The sequence below is a fragment of the Guyparkeria hydrothermalis genome, from assembly GCF_023555385.1.
Taxonomy (GTDB): Bacteria; Pseudomonadota; Gammaproteobacteria; order Halothiobacillales; family Halothiobacillaceae; genus Guyparkeria; species Guyparkeria hydrothermalis_A.
Genome location: NZ_JAJSED010000001.1, coordinates 1,978,609 through 2,001,384, shown reverse-complemented (window position 1 = coordinate 2,001,384; position 22,776 = coordinate 1,978,609). Strand labels below are relative to the sequence as shown.

15 protein-coding genes and 1 riboswitch are annotated in these 22,776 nt (G+C 66.7%); of the genes, 6 read left to right on the top strand and 9 right to left on the bottom strand.

Going from position 1 to position 22,776, the window contains the following annotated elements:
- The first annotated feature begins 77 nt into the window (after positions 1 to 77).
- The gene (gene hrpA, locus LV476_RS09335; RefSeq protein WP_250075487.1) at positions 78 to 4,199 is read left to right on the top strand and encodes an ATP-dependent RNA helicase HrpA; all 4,122 of its coding nucleotides are present in this window, start codon (positions 78 to 80) and stop codon (positions 4,197 to 4,199) included.
- A gap of 24 nt (positions 4,200 to 4,223) precedes the next feature.
- Here the strand turns inward: hrpA and LV476_RS09330 are convergent, their stop codons facing one another.
- Positions 4,224 to 5,924 carry an SPFH domain-containing protein gene (locus tag LV476_RS09330; RefSeq protein WP_250075485.1) on the bottom strand — a complete coding sequence of 567 codons (1,701 nt, stop codon included), beginning with the start codon at positions 5,922 to 5,924 and terminating at the stop codon, positions 4,224 to 4,226.
- 213 nt (positions 5,925 to 6,137) lie between these two features.
- Here LV476_RS09330 and LV476_RS09325 point away from each other — a divergent pair, with 213 nt between their 5' ends.
- The 3 genes from LV476_RS09325 (at position 6,138) to LV476_RS09315 (ending at position 7,531) form a co-directional block, all read left to right on the top strand.
- The gene (locus LV476_RS09325; RefSeq protein WP_250075483.1) at positions 6,138 to 6,767 is read left to right on the top strand and encodes a DUF4124 domain-containing protein; all 630 of its coding nucleotides are present in this window, start codon (positions 6,138 to 6,140) and stop codon (positions 6,765 to 6,767) included.
- Between the two features lie 66 nt (positions 6,768 to 6,833).
- A complete protein-coding gene (locus LV476_RS09320) occupies positions 6,834 to 7,130 on the top strand; it encodes a YcgL domain-containing protein (protein WP_250075481.1) in 297 nt (98 codons plus the stop codon).
- Positions 7,127 to 7,531 carry a hypothetical protein gene (locus tag LV476_RS09315; protein ID WP_250075479.1) on the top strand — a complete coding sequence of 135 codons (405 nt, stop codon included), beginning with the start codon at positions 7,127 to 7,129 and terminating at the stop codon, positions 7,529 to 7,531. The genes LV476_RS09320 and LV476_RS09315 overlap by 4 nt, the downstream gene beginning before the upstream one ends.
- 22 nt (positions 7,532 to 7,553) lie before the next feature.
- Here LV476_RS09315 and cysQ read toward each other — a convergent pair whose 3' ends face one another.
- Both cysQ and nudE read right to left on the bottom strand, forming a co-directional pair.
- Positions 7,554 to 8,384, bottom strand: coding sequence for a 3'(2'),5'-bisphosphate nucleotidase CysQ (gene cysQ / locus LV476_RS09310; protein WP_250076318.1), 831 nt, complete (start codon positions 8,382 to 8,384; stop codon positions 7,554 to 7,556).
- A 23-nt stretch (positions 8,385 to 8,407) separates the two neighbouring features.
- Positions 8,408 to 8,977: an ADP compounds hydrolase NudE gene (nudE, locus tag LV476_RS09305; RefSeq protein ID WP_250075477.1), complete on the bottom strand. Its 570-nt coding sequence runs from the start codon at positions 8,975 to 8,977 to the stop codon at positions 8,408 to 8,410.
- Between the two features lie 147 nt (positions 8,978 to 9,124).
- Positions 9,125 to 9,343: riboswitch (cobalamin riboswitch) on the top strand.
- Positions 9,344 to 9,380: 37 nt separating this feature from the next.
- Here nudE and LV476_RS09300 point away from each other — a divergent pair.
- Both LV476_RS09300 and LV476_RS09295 read left to right on the top strand, forming a co-directional pair.
- The gene (locus LV476_RS09300) at positions 9,381 to 11,222 is read left to right on the top strand and encodes a TonB-dependent receptor domain-containing protein (RefSeq protein ID WP_250075474.1); all 1,842 of its coding nucleotides are present in this window, start codon (positions 9,381 to 9,383) and stop codon (positions 11,220 to 11,222) included.
- A 41-nt stretch (positions 11,223 to 11,263) separates the two neighbouring features.
- Positions 11,264 to 11,881, top strand: a complete 618-nt coding sequence (locus LV476_RS09295) for a hypothetical protein (protein WP_250075472.1) — start codon at positions 11,264 to 11,266, stop codon at positions 11,879 to 11,881.
- Between the two features lie 76 nt (positions 11,882 to 11,957).
- Here the strand turns inward: LV476_RS09295 and LV476_RS09290 are convergent, their stop codons facing one another.
- From LV476_RS09290 to LV476_RS09265, 6 genes are all read right to left on the bottom strand, one after another.
- The gene (locus LV476_RS09290) at positions 11,958 to 12,500 is read right to left on the bottom strand and encodes a chemotaxis protein CheW (RefSeq protein WP_250075470.1); all 543 of its coding nucleotides are present in this window, start codon (positions 12,498 to 12,500) and stop codon (positions 11,958 to 11,960) included.
- Positions 12,481 to 19,050, bottom strand: coding sequence for an Hpt domain-containing protein (locus tag LV476_RS11280; protein WP_250075468.1), 6,570 nt, complete (start codon positions 19,048 to 19,050; stop codon positions 12,481 to 12,483). The genes LV476_RS09290 and LV476_RS11280 overlap by 20 nt, the downstream gene beginning before the upstream one ends.
- Before the next feature lie 124 nt (positions 19,051 to 19,174).
- Positions 19,175 to 21,283: a methyl-accepting chemotaxis protein gene (locus LV476_RS09280; RefSeq protein ID WP_250075466.1), complete on the bottom strand. Its 2,109-nt coding sequence runs from the start codon at positions 21,281 to 21,283 to the stop codon at positions 19,175 to 19,177.
- Between the two features lie 69 nt (positions 21,284 to 21,352).
- Complete coding sequence (locus LV476_RS09275; protein ID WP_250075464.1) at positions 21,353 to 21,901, bottom strand: chemotaxis protein CheW; 549 nt, start codon at positions 21,899 to 21,901, stop codon at positions 21,353 to 21,355.
- Between the two features lie 4 nt (positions 21,902 to 21,905).
- Complete coding sequence (locus LV476_RS09270; RefSeq protein ID WP_250075462.1) at positions 21,906 to 22,268, bottom strand: response regulator; 363 nt, start codon at positions 22,266 to 22,268, stop codon at positions 21,906 to 21,908.
- Positions 22,269 to 22,337: 69 nt separating this feature from the next.
- Positions 22,338 to 22,769, bottom strand: a complete 432-nt coding sequence (locus LV476_RS09265) for a response regulator (protein ID WP_250075459.1) — start codon at positions 22,767 to 22,769, stop codon at positions 22,338 to 22,340.
- Between the last annotated feature and the right edge of the window lie 7 nt (positions 22,770 to 22,776).

The following is a 22,776-nucleotide window of genomic DNA, read 5'->3' as shown; positions in this document are numbered from 1 at the left end:
TCCCGCTCCGGCAACCGGCCGAGCCATCCGCGTATCGCGGACACGGCTCTGCGGTCGCTTTTCGTACAATGGGTCGGATGAGCCATCCTGTCGACAGCGCCGACCCGGCGAGCATTCTCGCGTATATCAACGCCAATCGCGATCACCTGGCCCTGCGTCATCTGCCACAGATCGACCGGCAGTTGCGCCGGCTCGAGGAAGGTGCACCCGACGAGCAGGCCCTGCACCGGCTGGTCGACCGGGTGACGAAGGCCGCCGACGAGGTCGCCGCCCGCGAGGCGCTCGCGATCGACATCGCCTACCCCGACAGCCTGCCGGTTTCCGGGGCACGCGAGGAGATCCTCGAAGCCATCGACAGCCACCCGGTGACCATCATCGCCGGCGAGACCGGCTCGGGGAAGACCACCCAGATCCCCAAGATGCTGCTCGAGCTCGGTTACGGCCGCCGCGGCCTGATCGGCCATACCCAGCCGCGCCGGATCGCCGCGCGCAATGTCGCCCGGCGGCTGGCCGAGGAGCTCGATGAAGGCGTAAGTGGCGACAACGGGGGCGGCGACGGGCGCACCGCGGTCGGCTACAAGGTGCGCTTCTCCGACCAGACGCGACCGGACAGCCGCGTGGCGGTGATGACCGACGGCCTGCTGCTCGCCGAACTGCAGCACGACCGCGACCTGTTGCGCTACGACGCGCTGATCATCGACGAGGCCCACGAGCGCAGCCTCAACATCGATTTCCTGCTCGGGGTGATGAAGCGCCTGCTTCGACGCCGGCCGAACTTCCGCCTGATCATCACCTCGGCGACCATCGACCCGGAGCGCTTCGCCGAGCACTTCGCCGACGACCACCACGGTCGCCCGCCAATCATCTCGGTCAGCGGCCGCGGCTACCCGGTCGAGGTGCGCTACCGCCCGCCGGAGGCCGACCGCGACGAGGAACTGGGGACGAGCATCGCCCGCGGCGTGCTGCATGCCGTCGACGAGCTGATCCACGAGGGCCCGGGCGACATCCTGGTGTTCCTGCCCGGCGAGCGCGAGATCCGCGAGACCGAGCGCCAGCTCTCGCGCCACGGCCTGCGGAACACCGAGATCCTGCCGCTCTACGCCCGCCTGTCGGCCGCCGACCAACAGCGGGTGTTCGCCCCGCACGCCGGGCGACGCATCGTGCTCTCCACCAACGTCGCCGAGACCTCGCTCACCGTGCCCGGCATCCACTACGTGATCGACTCGGGCGTGGCACGCATCAACCGCTACCACCCGCGCGCCCGGCTGCAGAAGCTCGGCATCGAGCCGGTCTCGCAGGCCTCGGCCAACCAGCGTGCCGGGCGCTGCGGCCGGATCGCCCCGGGCGTGTGCATCCGCCTCTACGAGGAGGAGGATTTCGAGCAGCGCCCGGCCTTCACCGACCCGGAGATCCTCAGGAGCAACCTCGCCTCGGTGCTCTTGCAGCTCGACGCGCTGAAGCTAGGTCACGCCGAGGAATTTCCCTTCATCGAGCCGCCGGACCCGCGCCAGCTGGCCACCGCCCGCAAGCACCTGTTCGAGCTGCGTGCGCTCGACGAGCACGGCCGGCTGACCGATATCGGCCGCAAGCTCTCGCGCCTGCCGATCGACCCGGCGTTGGGCCGGATGATCGTCGCGGCGCGCGAGCACGGCGAGCGGGCCACCGAGGACATGCTGGTGCTGGCCGCCTTCCTCGCCATCCAGGATCCGCGCGAGCGGCCGGCCGATGCCCGCGGTGCGGCCGATGCCGCCCACGCCGAGTTCGCCCTGGCCGGCTCGGACTTTGCCAGCGCGCTCGCCCTGTGGTCGGCCTGGCACGAGGTGCGCCGCCACAAGAGCCGCCGCCAGGCACGCCAGTGGGCGATCAAGCGCTTCCTGAACGCGAACCGCCTGATCGAGTGGCACGACCTGGTCGGCCAGCTGCGCGGCTCGGTCGACGAGATGTTCCGCATCCGCCTGCCGGAATTCGAGCCGATCGTCATGCCGGAGAAGCCCCAGGAGAATTCCAGGGAAGGCGAGAAGCAGAAACTGCCCGGCAAGCTCGCCGGCCGCCTCGAGCAGCTCCACCAGGCGGCACTCGCCGGGCTGCTCGACCAGATCGGCATGCGCGACCCGGCCCCGCCGAAGAAATACCAGCAGGCCGCCGGTGATCACCGCGGCAAGAAGCGCCGTGCCCCGACGGTGTATCTCGGCGCCCACAACCGCCGCTTCTACCTGTTCCCCGGCTCGGTGAGCGTCAAGGCTCAGCCCAAGTGGGTGGTCGCCGCCGAGATCGTCGAGACCTCGCGGGTGTTCGCCCGGATGAACGCGCCTATCAACCCGCGCTGGCTCGAGCCGCTGGCCGAACACCTGGTGACCCGCGAATACAACGAACCGAGCTGGGATGCGAAATCCGGCCGGGTGGGCGCCTTCGAGACCACCCGGCTGTTCGGCCTGCCGATCGTCACCAAGAAACGGGTCGACTACGGCCGCATCGATCCCGTCGAGGCGCGCGAGATCTTCATCCGCCGGGCGCTGGTCGAGGGCGACTTCGAATCCAGCCAGCCGTTCTGGCAGCACAACCAGGCGTTGATCGAGGAGATCCAGACGCTCGAGGCCAAGTTGCGCCGACCGGCCTTTCTGGTCGACGAACAGGCTTTGTTCGACTTCTACGATGCCCGCATCCCGGCGCATGTCACCGACGCGCGCAAGCTGCATCACTGGATCAAGAAGGATCGCGCCGCCGCCGGCAGCCTCGAGCTGACCCGTGAGGATCTGCTGGCCAGCGAACCTGACGACCGGCGACTGGCCGAGTTGCCCGATCACTGGCAGGCCGGTCGCTATCGCCTGAAGCTCTCCTACCACTTCGCCCCCGGCGAGCCGGACGACGGCGTCAGCCTGCACATCCCCATCGGCCTGCTCGACTCATTCGACGCCGCCCCGACCACCCACCTGGTGCCGGGCCTGCGCCGCGAGAAGATCGAGACCCTGATCCGCGGCCTGCCCAAGGCCGAGCGCCGCCACTTCGTGCCCGCACCAAGCTTCGCCGAGGCGGTCGAGGAACGCATCGGCGACACCGACCTGCCGCTGACCCAGGCGGTCGCCGACGAGCTGCGCCGCATGACCGGTCACGAGGTCGACCCGGCACTGCTCGACGAGACGAAACTGCCCGAGCACTTGCGCATGCGCTTCGTCGCCGTCGACGAGGACGGCGAGCCGATCGACGCCGACCGCGACATCAATGCGCTGCGCGGTCGGCAGGCCCAGCGCGCCCGGCAGGCCTTCAACCAGCGCTCCAAGCACCGCCTCGAGGACCATCGCACCAGCGAGTGGGATCTCGGCGAACTGCCCGACACGCTCACCATCGACAGCGGCGGCGCGCAGATCGAGGCTCATCCGGCGCTGGTCGACGACGGCGATGCGGTGCAGGTCGAGCTGATCGACGATCCCGAACGCGCGCGGCTGATCCACGAGGCCGGCGTGGTCCGCCTGATGCTGCTGGCCCGCGCCCAGCAGGTCCGCCAGGCCGAATCCGACCTACGCGGCGACCGCTCGCTCGACACCGTCCGGCTGCACTACAGCCGTCTGAAGCAGACCCGCCCCGTGCCGGAAGAGGGCATGCAGCGACCGAAACGGGCCGACCGAGCTTTCGACCAGGAACTGGTCTTCCGCGCCGCCTGGGAGCTGGCGGTCGCTGGCGAACCGCCGGTGCGCGACGAGGCCACCTTCCGCGAACGACTCGACCGGCTGGACCAGGCACTGGGCGAACGGGCGAGCGAGCTGGCCCAGTCGGTCAAGGCCATCCTCGAGAAGCAGCACGGCCTGCGCCGCCAGCTGAACGGCCGGTTGCCGCTGTCGGTGATCGAGGCGGCGCGCGAGATCGGCGAACAGCTCGACATGCTGGTCCACCCCCGCTTCATCTGGCTGGCCAGTGGCGAACGCCTGACCGCCCTGCCGCGTTACCTCGAGGGTGCTGAAAAGCGTCTGGAAAAGACCGAACGACAACCCGAACGCGACCGCATGCTGCGCGTGCCGTTCGCGCCGCTGGCCGAACAGGTGAGAAACCGTCTGACCAAGGGCACTCCCGACCTGCCCGAATGGCAACGCCGCGAGGCGCTACTCGATCTGATCGAGGGTCACCGGCTGGCGGTTTTCGCCCAGGAACTGGCCGGCAAGGGCGCGCCCAAGGCCAAGGACGTCGAGGCGGCGCTCGCCGGCTAGATGCGAGCGGGGTGATGCCCCGCGCTAGGGCGTCCGGCTGCGCCTCTCACCCTGTCGCTCCGCGGGCGCCACCGGCCGCATGATGCCCTGCGCGATATTACTGCCACCGAGGATGGCGGCCATGGAGTTCAGCCCGTCGGCGGAAGCCTCGCCCTGAACCAGAATCTGACTGGTCGGCACCTTGATGATGTCGGCGTTCTCCTTCGCCGCATCGAGGATCTGCGTGAGCACGGCCAGCTGCATGGCGTTGTGCTGCCCGAGCACGGCCACCTGGGCTTCCTGGCCCTTGGCGATCTCGGACAGGCGCAACTTCTCGCCCTCGCCCAACAGACGCATGCGCTCCTTCTCCTGCTCGGCACGCTGCACGCCGATTTCCGCCTTGACCAGTTCGCTCTGTTGGTCCGCTTCCGCCTTGGCCTTTTCGCGCTCGATCCGCTCGAGTTGCGCCTCGCGCTCCTGCTCGTAGGTCTGCTTCATCTGCGTGGCCAGCTGTTCGCGCTGGCGGGTGAGAAGAAGCTCGGGCGGGATCACCGGATCGCCGAAGCGGATCTCCTTGAGGGTCACCCCCGCCTTGAAGAGCTCCGGCTCGAGCACCGTTTCGGCCGCGGCCTCCATCTGCTCGCGTTCCTCGATCAGGTCCATCACCTTGCGTTCCTTCTCGCCAGTAATGTTGCGCATGACCGAGCGCAGGGCAGGTGTCGCGATCTTGTCCTCGACCGCACCGAGATTGCCCACCGCGGCGACCACGCGCGGCGCGTCACGCGGCGCGACCTGGATCGCCATGCGCATCTCCAGGGGAACGGGCCACCCCTCGGTGATCACGCGAATCGCCTGATCGGCGGCATCCTCCGGCACCGGAGCCTCGATGGGAAACTCGCGTTGCTGGATCTCGCCGTTGTCGCCGATGGTCAGATCGATCTGGCGGGTGGAATACCCGCCCTTGTATTCCCATTTCTGCACCCGCGTGGGCACGATGATTGGCTTGTAGGCCACGGGATTCAGGAAGTACTTGCCAGGCATCAAGGGCTCGTCCCAGACACCGATGCAGCCGCGATCGACCACCGAGGCGGAAAGCGCCTGGTTGGTCTCCGACCCCGGCACGGGCACGTTGCAATCGTCTCGTTCCGCCACGTTCGACTTGATCACGGCGACATGGCCGTCGGCCACCTCCAGCGCGCGATGCCGGACGATCTCGAACAGGTACTGGTTGTAGCGGTACTTGCCCGGCTTGAGCACCGTCAGCTGCGTGCCCTTCTGCCCGCCTTCGGTGAGGAAGGTTTTCGCATCGAGCATGCGCTCGACGTCCGGCCAGGGATCGGCAAGGTACTGGCTGGGTCGCAGGGGGCGGCCGTCACGCGCGGTCAGCACGCCGAGCTGACCGTCCTTGATCTCCTGGACGGGCCATTCCTCGACGTCGTAGATCACGTTGAGAAACGGCTTGAAGGTCAGGCCGGGCCCCAGGATCTCCGCCTGCGGGCCATTGAAACTGGCATCGGGCGCGATGATTGCGCCCTTGGGCAGCGGCTTGCCGAAATAGACGCGCTTCAGGTGCCCGACGGAATCCTGACCGATAATGACGAAGCTGGTACTGAAGAAGGTGAGAACGGCAAGGACCAGCATGGCCCCGCCGACGAACCGCGACTTGGATCCAAGCCGCTCCGGTTCCCACTTGAACAGGGCCAGGCCAGCCACCACCAGGGCGGCAGTAAGCACGAGGTAGAACATTCATCAACTCCCTTTGATTCAGTCAATCCAAGCGGGGAAGACTACCCGCGCCTCATGACGCTGGCAATTCCGCTACAGAACGACCTCACAACGGCGGCAATTCGCTCGTTGCGGCCTTCGCGGCTGACCCCGCGCATGCCGCCTCGACGGCAGCGGGATACTTCGCATGCCGCGACTGGTCTATAACGATCTACGAGACGAAGGGGTGTGGACATGAAACATCTGCCAAGAAAGGCCTACCGACTGATCGTGAGCGCCTGGCTGCTGACAACTGCGCCATGGGCGATCGCCGCGGAACAGGCCACGGTCTACAAGTGCATCCACTCCGACGGCCGGATCGTGTTCTCGGACGAACCCTGCAACGGTGAAATGGAAGTGCAGACGGTCACGGCACCCGAAGCGGGAAGCGGCGGCGAGGCGGCACGGAAAGGTATCGAACAGATGGCCCGTGAATACGAGGCCCGCCGCGAGGCCGAGCGCAAAGCGACCGAGCGCGCTCGGGAAGAGGCACGTCGCCGCGCTCTCGAGGAGCGGCTGGCCAACCCGGAGGTGACGGTGATCACGCCATGGCGTGACGGAGGGTACTACCCGCGCGGTTATCCGCTCGCCCCCTACGACCGTTATCGGGACCGCTCGCACGGCGGGCTGCAACTGAGCGACGACGGGCTGTCGCTGTGGTTCGGCCAGCGCTACCCGTTACCGCGTCACTACCCGCCGCACCACCAGCCACGCGTGGGTGACAGGGACCATCCGCCGCGCGACCCCTATTCGGCCGACGGCAAGCCCATCAAGGAACCCGGCTATTCCGGACGCTATCCGGGCGGTTTTCCCGGCTACCGATAGGCAACTGCCGCGATCGGCCCGAATCTGCGACAATCGTCGCCCCATTCACAACCCAAGCATCACGCCATGCAGGCCCATATCTTCAAGAGCCGCAAGAACCCCGACATGTACTTGTTCGTGCGCGAGGGACAGGACCTCGACGAACTGGACGCAACGGTGCGCGAGCGCCTCGGCGAGCTCGAGTTCGTCATGGAACTGGACCTGTCGGAAGACCGGCAGCTGGCCCGGACCGACACCACGACGGTGCGCGACCACATCGAAAAGCTGGGTTTCCACCTGCAGATGCCCCCCACCGCCGACAACTGGGCGCACTGGGACAACCTCAAGGCCGGCATCCGCGCCGGCAAGGCACGGCCCGAATGAACCGTTCGATCGCGACACTCAGCGGTCTGCTCCTGGCCATCCTGCTCGCCGGCTGCGGCCTGGGCGGACCGAACCAAGCGGACGTGCGCGAGATCCTTCAGGCGGAACTCGACCCCTCCCGCGAGGTGGTCGTGGTCGAATCGATCGACAACATGAACGCCGCCCAGCAGCGAGACATGTGGCTGGTGGACGTGGAGGCGACGCTCCGCTTCCCGCAGAGCCTGACCGAGGTAGCCGAGGACATGCAGGAGAACGGCGGGGCGATGGAAAGCCTGACCCGGCTGGGACTGATGCTCCGCTTCGGTCAGTTCGAAGCCGGCGAGACGCGTCCCTACCGCACGCGCTTGAGACTGATCGACGGCAAGAACGGCTGGATGCAGGCCGAACCGGCCAGCGAGTGAACCGGCCAACCATGTAACGGGCTCAGAGCGCGGCGATCTCGTGTAGCCGCGCGAAATCCAGTTCGATGCCGTTGTGCGCAACGAACATCGGGTTGAGCAGCGACTCGCGCGTGTTGTAGCGCAACGGTCGACCGGCCAGGTCGGTCAGATAGCCACCGGCGGTCTCCAGCACGCACTGCGAAGCGGCCGTATCCCACTCCGAGGTCGGACCCAGACGCGGGTAGAGGTCGGCCTTGCCCTCGGCGACCAGGCAGGTCTTGAGCGAACTGCCGCAGCGCACGACGGTGGCACGATCACCACCCGGCCTGGAGAAGGTCTCGATCAGGTGCATCTCACGCCGACTGGCATGCGAACGCGACAAGGCCAGCGTGGGCGGTTCGGCCACCGCCCGCACCCGAATGGGGCACGCCTGACCGTCATCGTAGCGCCATGCCCCGGCGCCGCGGATCGCGGCATATTCGAGGCCGATCGCCGGGGCGAACACCACGCCCAGCACCGGCTCGCCGGCATCGATCAGGGCAATGTTGACCGAGAACTCACCGTTTCGCTTGACGAACTCGCGAGTGCCATCGAGCGGGTCGACCAACCAGTAACGCTGCCACTCGCGGCGCTCGTGCCAGGCCGGCGCACGCGCCTCCTCGGTCAGCACCGGCCAGCCGTCGCCGAGTCCGGCCAACTGCTCGGCGATCAGCTGGTTGGCCACCAGATCGGCCTCGGTCACGGGCGAGGCGTCCGCCTTGCGCTCGACGGCAAAGTCCTGCTCATAGACCCGCATGATCGCGTGCCCCGCAGCCTCCGCGATCGCTCGCACCTCGTCGAGCAGGGCCCGATCCACCCCGGCCGGCGTGCCCATCCGTTGGCTTTTGGCAGTCTCGTTCACGCGGCTCCTTCCCTCTCCCGTCTCTGCCGATGCGCACGCACCAGATACATGGCAGCCAGCGAGCGCGCCTCCGAACAGTCGCCCGATGCCGCGAAATCGTCGAGCTCGGCGATCGGCAGGAAGCTGACCTCGAGCGGCTCGGGCTCGTCGCCCGGCAGGCTCGCGGGATACAGCGACTCGGCCAGCACCAGCTGGGTACGCTGCCCCGAGTAGGTCGGCGCCATGGTCATTTCGTTGAGCCGGGTGAGCCGCTTGGCGGCAAAGCCGGCTTCTTCCATCAGCTCGCGGTTCGCCGCTTCCATCGGGTTCTCGCCGGCGTCGATCCGCCCCTTGGGCAGGCCGAGTTCGTAGCGCTCGGTCCCGCAGGCGTACTCGCGAATCAGCACGAACCGGTCATCGTCGGTCACCGCGGCGACGATCACCGCGCCCTGCGCACTGCCCTTCAACCGCTCGAAGCTCACCTGGGTGCCGTTGTCGAAACGCAGATCCACGCCCTCGATCCGGAACAGCCGGGTTTCGGCGAGCGGGCGAACGGTCCGAATCGTCGGCGGGGCGGTCAGGGGCATGAACTCTCCGTTCCTAGACAAGTGGGGCGACCCCATTGTAGCCGACAACTTTCACGGCGCCCGCGAGTTGGGGCAGCGCCGTGATTCATGCAAACCATGAGCGACGCTCAGCCCGCCGGCTTGCCTTCACCCGGCGAATTGCCAACAATGCGCGTCGACGTCAGAGGTGGCGATCCCGACAGGCATGCTGCGGCGGTCGCTGAAACAGGGAAACAGGTCGAACGCCTGTGCTGCCCCCGCAACGGTAGGTGGTGACGTCGGCATCATGCAGGAACCACGAGCGGTTCCAAGCCACTGGCCCACGGGCCGGGAAGGCGATGCCGGTAGACCACGAGCCCGGAGACCGGCCTCTGATCGGCTTTCTCGACCTGCGGTGGGCTGGTCGATGCAGTGATCATTTCCCATGACAAAGCAGTTCTTCCTGCCGCCGCTGGCCGCCGGGCTCGGTGGCGTTGCCCTTTTCCTCAGCTCCACGGTCTCGGCCTATGATCGCCTCGGGCCGATCAATATCACCGCCGCACGCAGCGCGCCGCTACCGGCGCCGGCCATGCCCGAGACGGTCATCACCCGGGCAGAGATCGAGCGCAGCCAGGCCGATTCGCTGGCCACCCTGCTGCGCGGACGTGCGGGCGTGACGATGACCAACCTTGGCGGGGCCGGCAAGCCGACCAACATCTCCCTGTGGGGACAGAGCGCGAGCCGCACGGCGGTGTTTCTCGACGGTGTCCGCATCGGCTCGGTCTCCGCCGGGCAGACCTTCCTCGAACACATCCCGCTCGCCCAGATCGAGCGCATCGAGATCGTGCGGGGCGCCCGTTCAGGCCAGTGGGGCGCGGATGCCGGCGGCGGGGTCATCCAGATCTTCACCCGCGAAGGCTCGGCCGACGGCACACGGGTCTCGGGGGGCGTCGGGGCGGGTTCCCGCGGACAGCGCGAGGCCGACTGGCATGTCGGCGGCCGGCAGGAGGCAGTCGACTATTCGCTCGGCATCGCGCACCGCGAAACCGACGGCTTCGACGCCTGCATAAACGACCCGACATCGGCCTGCTATGCGGACGAACCCGACAGCGACGGCTACGTGAACGATTCCGCCCAGGGCCAACTCGGCTATCGCTTCGGTGACGGCGGCCATGTCCGCGGCCACTTCCTCGCCAGTTCGTCAGACGTCGAATACGACGGCTTCACCAACGAGTCGAGCGTCGAGCAGGCCACCTTCGGCCTGTCCGCCGCCACCGGCCGCGTTGACTTCTGGCAGCTACGAGCCCGCATTGGCCGCCACCTGGACTACCAGGACAACTTTGGCGACGGCAGCCTGATCAGCCGCTTCGACACCCGTCGCGACACCCTCTCGCTGGCCGGCGACTTCTTTCTCGGCCCTCACACCACGCTCACCCTCGGTGCCGATCAGACCCGTGACGAGTTGTCGAGCACGACCGCCTTCGAGCAAACCGAACGCGACAACCAGGCCATCTTCGGCCAGCTCAACTCGCAACTGGGGGATCTCGGCGTCCAGCTTGCCCTGCGCCGCGACTTCAACGAGCAGTTCGGCACGGCGAACACCGGCTCGCTGGACCTGGCCTACGCACTGACCGATGCCTGGACGCTGACGGCCGGCCACGGCACCGCCTTCATCGCCCCGTCGTTCAACCTGCTCTACTACCCGCCGGTCTACAACGGGTACACGGGCAGCTACGATGCCTACAGCAACCCGGATCTCGAGCCGGAACGCACCCGCACCACGCGCGGCGGCGTCCAATGGCAGGGCAAGGCGGTCTCCGTCGAGGCGCACGTCTTCCAGACCGACGGTGACGACCTGATCCGCACCGGCCTGAACCCGATCAATCTCGATGAAACCCGCGTGCGTGGTGCGGAACTCGTGCTGAGCTACGCCAGCGACGACTGGCACGCCCGGTTCGACAGCACCTACCTGTCCACCGAGGACCGGGCCAGCGGCGACCAACTGGTCCGCCAGCCGCGCTGGAGCGGCCGGCTGGATATTGATCGGCGCCTGGGCGCCTGGAGCGTCGGTGGCAGCCTCTGGGGTCAGAGCCGTTCCGAAGGTGGTCCCTACGCTCCAGACAACGACGGGTTCGTCACTGCCGACCTGCGGGGCAGCTACCGCTTCGCGCGCCACTGGCGGGTCGAAGCACGCGTCGAGAATCTCTTCGATCGCGACTATCAACCGGTCTACGGTTACTACGCGGCACCGCGCGGCGTGTTTGTGGGCCTGCGCTACGGCCGGTAACATAAGCGGCCTTCCTACCGGCTTTCAGGAGCATGTTGCCGATGCCCAACCCGACGCTTGACCGCCTCTTCCCGTCCAGCCGAGTCGTCGGCGTGGCGGCGCTGGCCCTGCTCGCCCTGTCGATGCTGGCCACGCGTTATCACCACTTCAGCTCGGTGCTGCACTTGGCCGACACCTCCTGGGCCGTGTTCTTCCTCGCCGGGTTGTGGTTCCGCTCGGCACGCGTGCTCGCCGGCTTGCTTGTCGTGGCGGTCCTCGTCGATCTGGGCAGCGTCGTCATGGACGGCGCGGCCATGGCCAGCTGTTTCTCGCCCGCCTACCCGGGCGTATTGCTGGCCTACGCCGCGCTGTGGGGCGCAGGCCGGCTCGCACGCCGACAGCTGGAGGCGCATGCCTCTGCCGGGCTTCCTGCGACGCTGGGCCTGATTGCCGCGGCGCTGATCGTCGGCGTGACCGCGGCCTTCGGGATCGCGAACGTCACCTTCTTCGCGTTTTCCGGCCAGTTCGAGACGATGAGCGCGGGCGATTATGCGGCCAGCGTCGCGCCCTATCTGACCGGCTACCTCGGTACGGCCGCGACATACGCCGCCGTGGGGATCGTGGCACTGGCCACATCCCAACTGATCCGGGAGAGCCTGTCGCAACACCGCCATGTCTAGGCATCACGCCCCGGAAACCGAAAAACCCCGGTAACCGTCAGGTGACCGGGGTTTTTTCATGGCGGCGCTCGATCCGCTAGTCGTCGGTCGCGGCCTGAGGCCCCTCTTCCTCGCCCAGGCGCATCTGGTCGATACGCTCCTCGAGTTCACGGACATCGGGGATCGCGGTCAGGCGGCCACCCAGCCGAACCACCGCACGCCAGAGCGGGTTGTCCCGGGCACCGACGTCCTCCATCTGCCCGCGCAATACCTGCTCCGAGCGGGGCACGCCGGACAGTAGCAGGGCGAAGTAGGGCAACGCCCGCTCCGGATTGGTGCCGTACAGCACCGCACAACGCACCCGCCGGCCGATCGTCGGCACGGACTCGCCGTTCATCGCCTCGAGGCTCACCAGCGGTACGCGCTGGCCCCGCCAGTTGACGATGGTCGCCTCGTTCCGTCCCAGCCGAATACTGCCCTCGGGCAGCGACACATCGGTAATCTCGGCAATCAGGGCGTAGGGGACGAGCAGCTCGAGTTCGGTGAGCTGGGTCGGCAGGCGCACGGCCCGGATGGCCCCGGCATGCTCCTGCGTTTCGTTCGGCTGATCCATGGTGGCGTTACTCGGTTCGGTCGACATTCTCTTCGTCCATGGTCGAATCCGGACGATCCGCCGTCGTCGACGGCAGCAGCCGCTCGATGGTATCGATCAGATCGAGTTCGGTATACGGCTTGCCGAGATAGGCGGACACGCCGAGGTTCTCGGCACGCGCACGATGCTTCTGCCCCGTGCGCGAGGAAATCATCACCACCGGCGTATTCATGGCCGCGCGGTCGTTACGGATCGCTCCCAGCAGCTCGAAGCCGTCCATCCGCGGCATCTCGATGTCGCTCAACACCAGATCCGGCAGGCTGTCCTGCAGCAGACCAAGCGCCTCGACACCATCGCGGGCGAGCAGCACGTCGTAGTTGTTCCGCTCGAGTGTGCGGGCGGTGACCTTGCGCACGGTGAGCGAATCGTCCACCACCAGCACCGTCGGACGGGCCCGGCGCGGCTTGAGCCCGCCCTGCTCGCCGAGGCGGCGCTGGTAGTCGCGCCGCTGGAACTGCTGGACCAGCTCGAACAGCTCGAGCACCAGGATCACGTCGCCATCGTCGGCGATGGTCGCCCCGGAGAGCCCCGGGATCCGGCCCAGTTGCGGACCCAGTGACTTGACGAACAGCTGGATACCGCCGAGCTGATGGTCGACATGTAGAGCGAAGCGCCGTTCGCCGAGCTTTAACAGCAGGATCGGTCGAATGGCGGCCACGTCCTGCTCGGTCTCCGCCGGCGGTTGCCCCCACAGGAGCTCACCCAGATAGTAAAGCGGGTACCGCTCGCCGTCGTACTCGATCTGCGGCTTTTCCTGCCGGTAGTGCTCGGCCAGCGCCACGCCGGTCATCCGGGTTACCGCCACGACCCCCTTGTAGGGGATAGCGTAGCGGTCGTCGCCGCTGCCGATCAGGATGCCCCGGGTCATCGCTTGGGTCAGCGGCAGATTGAGACGGATCTCGGTGTAGCGGCCCTGCTCGGAGTCGATGTCGACGAAGCCGCCCAGCTCACGTGTCGCGCTGGCGACCACATCCATACCTACGCCACGGCCGGCGACCTGCGAGAGGTTGCCGGCGGTGGAGAAGCCGGGCAGGAAGATCAGCGAGCGGGCCTCCTCGTCGCTGACCTCGATGTCGGCCGGGATCAGGCTGCGCTCGACGGCCTTGCGGCGGATCGCGTCGAGGTCGAGGCCCCGGCCGTCGTCCCGCAGGCTCACTGTGATGTTGCCACCGCCACTGTCGACGTTCATGAGCAGGTGACCCGCCGGCGTCTTGTGCAGGGCGCGACGCTCTTCCGGCGGCTCGATGCCGTGGGCGATCGAGTTGCGCAGCATGTGCTCCAGCGACGGCAGCAGAGCCATGAGGGTGACGCGGTCGATCTCGGCGTCGCCGTTCTCGATCACGAGCTCAGCCTGGCGCCCCATCTCGTCACCCACCTGGCGCACGATGCGACGGAGACGGCCGGCGACGTCGTTGAACCGCACCAGGCGCATGGCGAGCACGCCGTCCTGCATCTTGCGGCCGAGGCGGGACTGCTGCAGGAGCAGCAGCTGGGACTGCTCGGTCAGCGAACTGAGGCTCTCCTCGATGTTCGCCACGTCGCCGAGCGACTCCATGATGCCGCGCGAGAGTTCCTGCACCTGGGTAAAACGGTCGAATTCCAGGGGATCGAACTGTTCTTCGCTGATGCCGGCCTCTTCCATGAGGTCCGCCTTGATCTGGGTCTCGGTCTCGATTTCCAGGCGCCGCAACTGGCTGCGCAGGCGCGTGACCGTCTGCTGCAGCTCGAACAGCTGGCGCTCGAAGCCGTTGACCTGGCGGTCGACCCGCGACTGCAGCAGGACCGACTCGCCGATCTGGTTCACCAACGCATCGATGCTGCCCGCCGCGACGCGCACCTGCTCGTCGCGGCGCTCGGTGGTGGCGGTTTCGGGGCCGCCGGTGGCGGGTTCCGAAGGCGGCGTCTGCGTCTCGGCCGTCGCGGTCGACGCAGGCGCCAGCTTGCCCGGCGATGCCGGTGTCGCTTCCTCGCCACCCTGGGAGCGCTGAGCAAAGCGATTGGCACCCTCCGGGTCACGGATCAGGCCAATCAGCTCTCTTTGCTGCGGGATCGGCTGCTGGTTGCGCACTCGGTCGAGCAATCGAGCGATCACGTCGTAGCTATGCTGGACCAGGGCGACCAGCGACTCGTTGTCCCGGGACTCTTCGCGACGGGCCAGATCGAGGCGACCCTCGAGATGGTGCGCCACATCGCCCAGATTGAGCAGACCTGCCATCCGCGCGCCACCCTTGAGGGTGTGCAGATTGCGGTGCAACAGGCGAACGGATTCGAGATCGTGCGGATGGACGCGCCAATGGGCCAAGTAGGCATCCGCCTGCTCCAGCAGTTCATCCGCCTCGTCCAGGAATATCTGCAGGATATCCTCGTCCTGCTCGGCCGGGTCGTCGTCCGGCCGACGTTCGATATCGGCATACTCGTCGGTTTCGGCCAACTCGTCGGCCGGCTCCTCGACGCTCTCGGCTTGATCGGTAGCCGGGGCGTCCTCTTCCGCCGCCTCCGTCTCAGATGCCGGTTCGTGGTCGCCTTCATCCGCTTCGAAACCGACCGGGGCGGGCGCCTCGGAAGTCCCTTGATCCTCGTCGGCCTCGTCACCCGACGGCTCAGGTTCGTCGACCGACGCTTCGACGGCTGTCCCTTCGTCGCGAGACTCGCGAGCCTCGGCGCTTTCGGCAACCTCGCCGTACTCGGCCAGCACCTTGTTCAGTTGCTCGTCCAGCCGCTGCTCGAGCGCTTCACTGTCGGGACGGTCGCGGACGGGATCGACCGCCCATTGACGCAACGCCTCGATGGCATCGGCACCCTCGGCAAACAGCTCGAGGTCTTCGCCCCCCAGTCGCTCCTGGTGCTCGGCAAGCACCCGAGACCAGTCCTCGAGGTAACGTGCCAGCGCAGCGATGATGTCGACGCCGGCCGTGCGAGCGGATCCGAGCGTGGTATGCAGCAGCCGCACCAGTTCGCTGTCACAGGCGAGGCCAACGCCCTGCTCGCGCGCGGCGTCGATCTTCTGGTGCAATTCATCGATGTAACCACCGATTTCCTGGTCGAAGATCTCGCGCAGGACCGGATCCTCGATCACCGGCACCGCGGCATCGACATCGGCTTCGACATCGGCTTCGACATCGACATCGACATCGACATCGACATCGGCTTCGGCTTCGGCTTCGGCTTCGGCTTCGGCTTCGGCTTCGGCTTCGGCTTCGGCAGCATGATCGGCCTCGGCCGCCTCTTGCGCTTCCACCGGGGGTGATTCGTCGGCCTCCTCGATAAGCTCAGTCTCCCCGGCTTCGATACGATCGGCCAGCTCCCGGGACTCGACCCAGTGTGTCTCCGGTGTCGGGCGCCCTACCTCGAGATCCGGCAACGCGGCTTCCATCAGGGCAACGGCGTCGCTCGCGCCGTCACGGGTCGTCTTGTCGCTATCGAGCTTGCCGTCGATCACCTGATTGAGCAGTCGCTCCCAGGCCCACGCCCATTCACCGATGGCGTCCAGCCCCACCATCCGGCCGCTGCCCTTGATGGTGTGGAAGCCGCGGCGCAAGCGCACCAGTGCGTCGCCATCCTGCCGGGTCCGCCACTCGGTGGCAGCCTCGGCCATGTCCGGCACCGTTTCGCTCATTTCCTCGGCGAAGACCTCTCGCATCTCCGCCATCATCGGATCGTCTTCCGGCGCGGCCTCCGATGCCGCCGGCTCACCTTCGTCGGCTACCGGCTCATCTGCCGCCTTTGTCTCCGGCAACTCGGGGGCCTCGACGGACTGGTCAGGCAGATCGACCGCCTTCTCTTCCTCGTCGGGAGAGGCGCCCGCGCGCAGCTCGTCCTGATCCTCGGCCAGCCCGAAATCAAGCGCCGATTCGAGCGCCTCAGCCGACTGGTCTTCCACCTCGTCGAATGCCAGCGCGGCTGGTTGGCTCGCAGCGTCACCCTCGTCGGCAACACCCTCGTTGCTCGTGCCCGACGACTGCTCGGAATCCGCGTCAACGGTCTCGGTCTCGGTCTCGGTCTCGGTCTCGGTCTCGGTCTCGGTCTCGGTCTCGGTCCACGAGAGGGTGCGCTCTTCGCTCTCGGGCGGCAAACCCTCCGTTTCGGGCGTACCGACCGGCTGGTCCGGCAGCTCGTGCGGCTGGGCATCCTCGCTCGTCGCATCGGCAGCCGGGGCTGCACCCTGATCGTCCTGGTCCTCCGCCAAACCAAAGTCGAGCGCGGACTCCAACGCCTCGGAGGACTCGGACTCGGCTTCGGCAAACGCGAGCGTCTCGGCGTCGTCTCCCGGCTGGTCGACGGCCGCCTCGTCGGCCTCCTCAGGCAGCGGGGCGGCAAGCACCGCCTCATCATCAACGGGCGGTTGATCACTCTCTTCCTCGGACGCTTCCTGCGTTTCCAGAAGCGAGAGTGCCTCGTCGTCCGAAGCGAGCGACTCGCCCTGACCCGTTTCATCGGCCTCGAGTTCCGCCTCGGTACGTTCTTGCGCCTCCGGCAGATTCAGGGCATCAAGATCCTCCTGCGGAGCGGGTGCCTCGGCTTCTGATTCTTCCGGTTCGCTCTGCGGCAGATCCGGCAATTCCTCGGTATCGGCATCCTCCGTGGGAGCCAGCCGCTGGTCGTCCTCGCCCGCATCGAGCGAGTAGTCCAGCGCGGCCTCGAGTTCCTCCCCGCTGGCCTCCTCGGTGGCGTCCGCCTCGACGGCCGCGGCCTCAGTGGGGGAGTCACTCTCCGTCTCGCGGGTGTCGGCCTCGAGCTCTTCCTGGTCGACCTGCCAGAAGTCGAGCAATTCGTCGGCAGTGCCAAGAGCATCTTCGGTCGGTTCGGTCTCCGGTGAGGGACCCTCTTCGGCGAACGCTGCGTCCTCCTGTTCGGCCTGGGCCGACTTCTCGATGGGCTGTTCCGTAACTCCTTCGACCGGTTCGTCGTGACCGATAAGGTCGTCGATACGGCGCTTAGGCGCCTCGAGGAATCGTGCGATCTCCTTCCGGAAGTCGCGCAGGTTCTCGAGATAGAACTCCAGTGCAGCGAAGATTTCGCTGAGTGCCGGAAGGCTGTGTTCATCAGCGCCCGGTTCGCCGGACGCCTGGTCCCGACTCCATTGCGCCAGGGCCATGGCCAGCGGTGTGGCCGCATCATAGCCAGACAGTCGCAATACCTCACCGATGCCGGTCAGCATGTCGGCGGCCTGGGCCAAGGCTTCGCCCGGGGAGACATCGGCATTGTCGTCACCGGCCAGTCCGGCATTGATCTTCTCGCGCGCCTCGCCCAGCGACTCGTAGGCGGCACTGGCGATCGCACCGATCGAACTGGCGACAGTCTGGTCGTGCAGCGACTCGCCACGCTCATGATCGGCCATGTGGCGCGGGATGCCGTCGATGACCTGCTCGAGCAGCATGACGGTACCGGCCAGGTCCATGAGCATCGCGTCGTCGAGCGACTCGGTCCCTTCCGTGACAGCAAGCAGCCGATCGCGCCCCTCCTCGAGCGCCGACGCTGCGGCGTGATAGCCCAGCGCGTCCAGCACACCCGACATCTGCTCGAATTTCGACAGGATGCGGTTCAGCGGCTCGAGATCATCGCGCTTGCCACGGACGAACAGGTCGAGAACGTCCTGAGTGACGAGCAACTCCTCCTGGAGCGCCTGCTGAACGGCGATGAGCGCCTCGGCATTCAGGCCGACAAAGTGCGCCGGCGCCTCCGCGCGCTCCAGCTGGGTACGCCACTCGGCCGCCGTGTCGTAGCAGATGCGGTCCTGGTCATCGACCAGATCCAGCAGGGACAGGAGCACGGTGGCGCCCAGGTCGAGGCCGGCATGATTGATTACCGCCTCGCTTCGCCCCTGCAGTTGCAGGCGGAAGAGCTGTAGAACACGTCCTACGGCGCGCTTGAGGGTGGGGGCGTATCGGTCGGGATTCGATTCGGTCAGCCGTAGCAGTTCGCCGACGACCCGGATCGCGATGATCGCGCTGCGGCTCGATTCGTGCGCGATGATCTCCATGGAGAGATCGCGCAGGCCCGGAAGCACCGTCCAGTCGTCCCGCATGACCGCCAGCACCTCGCGCTCCATCCGCCGCAGCAAGGGGCGCAACTCGGCTTCGGCGTCCACCCCCTTCGGGCGATGTGGGCGCTTGCCCAGTTCATGTTCGGCCTGCAACAGGAAGGAACGGGCAGCCAGTTCACGGACATCGAGCGGCGGTTGCCCGATGGTCTCGCGCAGCCGGCTGACCATCGGCTGCAGACTCGCCGGGGTAATCTCCGTCCCGGCAGCCATGCGATCGAGCAGCGCCTGCAACAGTGCAGCCGACTCGATCTGGGCAGACACGGCGGATTCCTCGCGCCCATCCTCCTCGAGTGGCTCTAGTGCGGCCAGCTGGGTGCGGACCAGCACGCGCACCAGCTGAATATCAACCATCGAAAAGACGCGATCCAAGGTGTGGAGCGCCTGAGTGGCATCGAAGACGTGCTCGGTCGCGTTCTGACCCTCGGACAGCTGCTCCAGGGCCCTCAAGAGCTCGGCGAGCCGCTCTTCCAGCCCCTCACGGAGCCAGTCGAACACGATCGCATCGACTTTCCTTTCTGTCCGCATCTTCAGTTACACCGCCTTTCGGCATCCCGCCTGCTGGAATCTCCGCTGCCGGTGATCACGGCGCCGGAGGCTTGGTCCTTTGACCCGATCGGGATCAGGCCCGCTTTTCGGCCGGCTCGTCCCAGCTCTCGTCCGACTCGGACTCGTCGTCGACCGCATCCACCGGTTCGGCCCCAACCGATGCCTCGTCGCGCTCGGGCATGGTGAAGCCGGCGACCGAACGGTTGAGCTCCTGGGACAGCGACCCGAGTGCACCGATCTCGTCGGCCGCCTGGGTGGCGTTCTCGGCGGTTTGCTGGGTCTCCTGCCGGATCCGGTTGACCGCTTCACGCAGGTCGGTGGCCACCGAAGCCTCCTTCTGCGCGACCGAGGTGATGTCGTTGATCTGCTGAGAAAGTTTCAGCGAGACACTTTCGATCTCGGACAGCGCCTTGCCGGCATTCTCGGCCAAGGTTGCACCGTCGACGACATTGGATGTGGTCTGCTCCATGGCGAGCATCGCCTCGGAGGTATCGGTCTGGATCGTGTTGACCAACAGCTCGATTTGGCGGGTCGCATCACTGACGCGCTCGGCCAGTCGCTGAACCTCGTCGGCGACCACCGCGAAGCCGCGGCCCGCCTCGCCAGCCATGGCCGCCTGGATGGCGGCGTTGAGTGCGAGGATGTTGGTCTGGTCGGCGATGTCGGTGATCAGGCCGACGATGTCGCCGATCTCCTGCGAAGATTCGCCCAGGCGCTTGAGTCGCTTGGAGGTTTCCTGGATCTGCTCCCGGGTCTGGTTCATGCCCTTGATGGTTTGACGCACGGCATCGCCACCGCGGTGGGCCACGTCGACCGACGACTCGGCAATCTGAGCCGACTGCTGAGCGCTGACCGAGACGCTCTGGATCTCGTCGGACATCTGCGCGATCGCGTCCGAAATCTCGGTGATCCGCTGGGCCTGGCCACGCGACTTCTCGGCGAGGGCGCGGGAGCTGTCCTGCGAGGACTGCACCGCTTCGGCCACCCGAACCGAGGTGTCGTTGATGGTACCCACCAGGTCGCGTAGGGCGTCGATGGTGTAGTTGACCGAGTCGGCAATCGCGCCGGTGATGTCCTCGGTCACGGTGGTGTGCGCGGTCAGGTCCCCGTCCGCCAGCGTCATCATCTCGTCGAGCAGACGCAGGATCGCCGCCTGATTCCGCTGGTTGGTGGCCTCGGTCTCATTCAGCGCGCGACGGGACTCCTGCACCAGCGTCACACCCAGCCAGATCAGGAAGAGCAGGCCGATCGCCCCGCTCGCATAACCCAGGTAGAGGAACTGCGAGGCCTGGTTCTGGTCTTCGGCCAATGTGCGCGCCAACTCGGAACTCGCCTGGGTGAACTCGCCCGACATGACGTCGATCTCGCGGGCTGCCTGGTTCGCTGCCAGCAGCTGCGGCGCCTGTTCGAGTACGGCGGATACGAGCTGGTTGACCGTGGCGAACAGCACGCCCACTTCGCGCAGCCCGTCGCGGACAGCCGGGTTGTTCACCCGCGGGGCCATGCGGTTGCCATTGAGCAGGCCGTTCAACACGCCGCCAAACAGCGCCACGTCCCGGCCGAAGCGCTCGGAGGCGTTCACCGCCTGCTCACCACCGCCGGTGATCTCGTCAAGCGTCGTCCCGATCCGCTCGATGAACATCAACTGACGGGTGGCGAGGTAGATGACGTGGCTGGGCGCGTCGTTGGCAACCAGCGTCTGAACCACCTCGTCCGAGGCGGCGGTCAGATCCGGCAGGATCTCCTCGATCTGCCCGGACTGTTCGCCGACGCTCAGTATGGCGGCACGCCCCTCGAGCACCTTGGCCAGGGAGTCGTTGTAGACATTCCAGCGCTCGGCCACCGTACCCAGGAGATCCTCACGGTTCGGCGGCACCGCCAGCTGCGGACGCTGGGGGTCCTCACCCTGGAGGGCGTTGAGGCTGTCGGTGAAGTCGGCGCGGATCGACTGGACCCGGTCGAAGGCGCCCGGGTTGCCCCGGATCGCGCGCAGCACCTCGATGGTCAACTCCTGCGAGGAGCGCTCGAGCTCGGCCGCCGCCAGGCGGCGATCAAGAAAATCCTGTTCGCGCTGGGCCGAGTAGATGAAAACGACAACCGTCGCGATCAGGGCCAGAACCGCCAGGACCACGAGGACCAGTATCTTACGGCTGATGCCGCCCATCCGTGCGCCAAGACTCATAGTTGCCACTTACTCCTGAGATCGATTCATCATTTTGTTGCTAGCGGGCTCCTGCCCGGAACCGCGGCATCATGCGACGGCATTGAGAAACTGGTCGTTTTCCAGCAGCGAGCGGAACTCGAGCACCGGCAGCCATTCGTCGTTCAGCCGCACCTCTTGGTGAAAGCCCGCCAGAGCGGCGAGATCCCCGTGGTGCGTGGACTCGCTCAGCGGGCGCTCCTCTCCATAGGGCACCTGCCGAATGCCGTAGGAGCGCTCCACGAGAAAGGCGGACGCGGCCTGGGCGTGTTTCGCCAGGAAAACCACGCTGTGACGCGAGGCCGGCGACGCGGTATCGAACCAGAAGCGAGCCAGGTCGAAGACCCCGGTCAGCTCGCCGCGCAGGTTCGCCAGGCCGACTACCCAAGGCTTGGCGCCCGGGAGCATCACCTGGCGCGGCGGGGTGACGATCGCGCGCACCTCGTCGAGTGCGACCAGCATGCGGCGACCGTCCACGGCAAACAGAATGCCCTGCCAGGTCCGGACGTGGTCCTCGTTCCTCGGCAGGCCGACCGCATGCGCATCGACCTGGACGTTGAGCCAATCGAGGTAGTCGAACGCGTCTTCAGAGTGCGACATGGCGTCAGCCGAGCACGCTCTTGAGCACGGAGATCAGGTCGGCTTCCTTGACCGGCTTGACCAAGTATTCCTTCGCGCCCTGGCGCATGCCCCAGATCCGGTCGGTCTGCTGATCCTTGGTGGTCACGATGATCACCGGGATGTCGCTGGTTCCACCGTCCTTGTTGAGCGTGCGGGTGGCCTGGAAGCCGTTCATGCCGGGCATCACTACGTCCATCAGCACCGCATCGGGACGCACTTGCCGAACCAGATCGACACCCTCCTCGCCGCTGTTGGCCACGGAAACCTGGTGACCATGACGCTCGAGAATCTGCTGGAGCACATACACCTCGGTCGGCGAGTCATCAATGACAACGATGTGAGCCACTACCCTGTTCCTCTAGAAAAAATCCGATTCAGATACCGTCGCCGGCCAAGACCGACTGCCGTCCGGGCCTCAGCCAGCTATCGCGCCCTCGTCGGCCACAGGACGCCCCTCGGCGAACCGCTCGACGGCCGCCAGGATCTCGTCACTGTTGAAGGGCTTGGTGAGGTAGTCGGAGGCGCCGACAATGCGCCCACGCGCCTTGTCGAAGATGCTGTCCTTGCTGGACAGCAGGATGATGGGGGTGCCGGCGAAGCGATCGTTGTTCTTGATCAACGCCGTGGTCTGGTAGCCGTCGAGACGCGGCATGAGGATATCGATAATCACGACGTCGGGATCGAAACCGCCGATCCGTGCCAGCGCGTCGAACCCGTCGATCGCACTCTCGACCTCGCAACCGGCCTTGCTGAGGATGCTGTCAGCCGTCCGTCGGATGGTCTTACTGTCGTCGACCACCATGACCCTAAGCCCCTCGAGGCCCGCGTGATTCTCTGTCGCTTCCATGTCTTCG

What these genes read in the sequence shown, in the direction of transcription:
- hrpA (WP_250075487.1), top strand. Translation starts at nt 78, where the DNA reads ATGAGCCATCCTGTCGACAGCGCCGACCCGGCGAGCATTCTCGCGTAT.
- LV476_RS09275 (WP_250075464.1), bottom strand. Translation starts at nt 21,901, where the DNA reads ATGTCGCACTCTGAAGACGCGTTCGACTACCTCGATTGGCTCAACGTC.
- LV476_RS09320 (WP_250075481.1), top strand. Translation starts at nt 6,834, where the DNA reads ATGCAGGCCCATATCTTCAAGAGCCGCAAGAACCCCGACATGTACTTG.
- LV476_RS09300 (WP_250075474.1), top strand. Translation starts at nt 9,381, where the DNA reads ATGACAAAGCAGTTCTTCCTGCCGCCGCTGGCCGCCGGGCTCGGTGGC.
- LV476_RS09315 (WP_250075479.1), top strand. Translation starts at nt 7,127, where the DNA reads ATGAACCGTTCGATCGCGACACTCAGCGGTCTGCTCCTGGCCATCCTG.
- LV476_RS09295 (WP_250075472.1), top strand. Translation starts at nt 11,264, where the DNA reads ATGCCCAACCCGACGCTTGACCGCCTCTTCCCGTCCAGCCGAGTCGTC.
- LV476_RS09325 (WP_250075483.1), top strand. Translation starts at nt 6,138, where the DNA reads ATGAAACATCTGCCAAGAAAGGCCTACCGACTGATCGTGAGCGCCTGG.
- LV476_RS09290 (WP_250075470.1), bottom strand. Translation starts at nt 12,500, where the DNA reads ATGTCGACCGAACCGAGTAACGCCACCATGGATCAGCCGAACGAAACG.
- LV476_RS09265 (WP_250075459.1), bottom strand. Translation starts at nt 22,769, where the DNA reads ATGGAAGCGACAGAGAATCACGCGGGCCTCGAGGGGCTTAGGGTCATG.
- LV476_RS09330 (WP_250075485.1), bottom strand. Translation starts at nt 5,924, where the DNA reads ATGTTCTACCTCGTGCTTACTGCCGCCCTGGTGGTGGCTGGCCTGGCC.
- cysQ (WP_250076318.1), bottom strand. Translation starts at nt 8,384, where the DNA reads ATGGGCACGCCGGCCGGGGTGGATCGGGCCCTGCTCGACGAGGTGCGA.
- nudE (WP_250075477.1), bottom strand. Translation starts at nt 8,977, where the DNA reads ATGCCCCTGACCGCCCCGCCGACGATTCGGACCGTTCGCCCGCTCGCC.
- LV476_RS09280 (WP_250075466.1), bottom strand. Translation starts at nt 21,283, where the DNA reads ATGAGTCTTGGCGCACGGATGGGCGGCATCAGCCGTAAGATACTGGTC.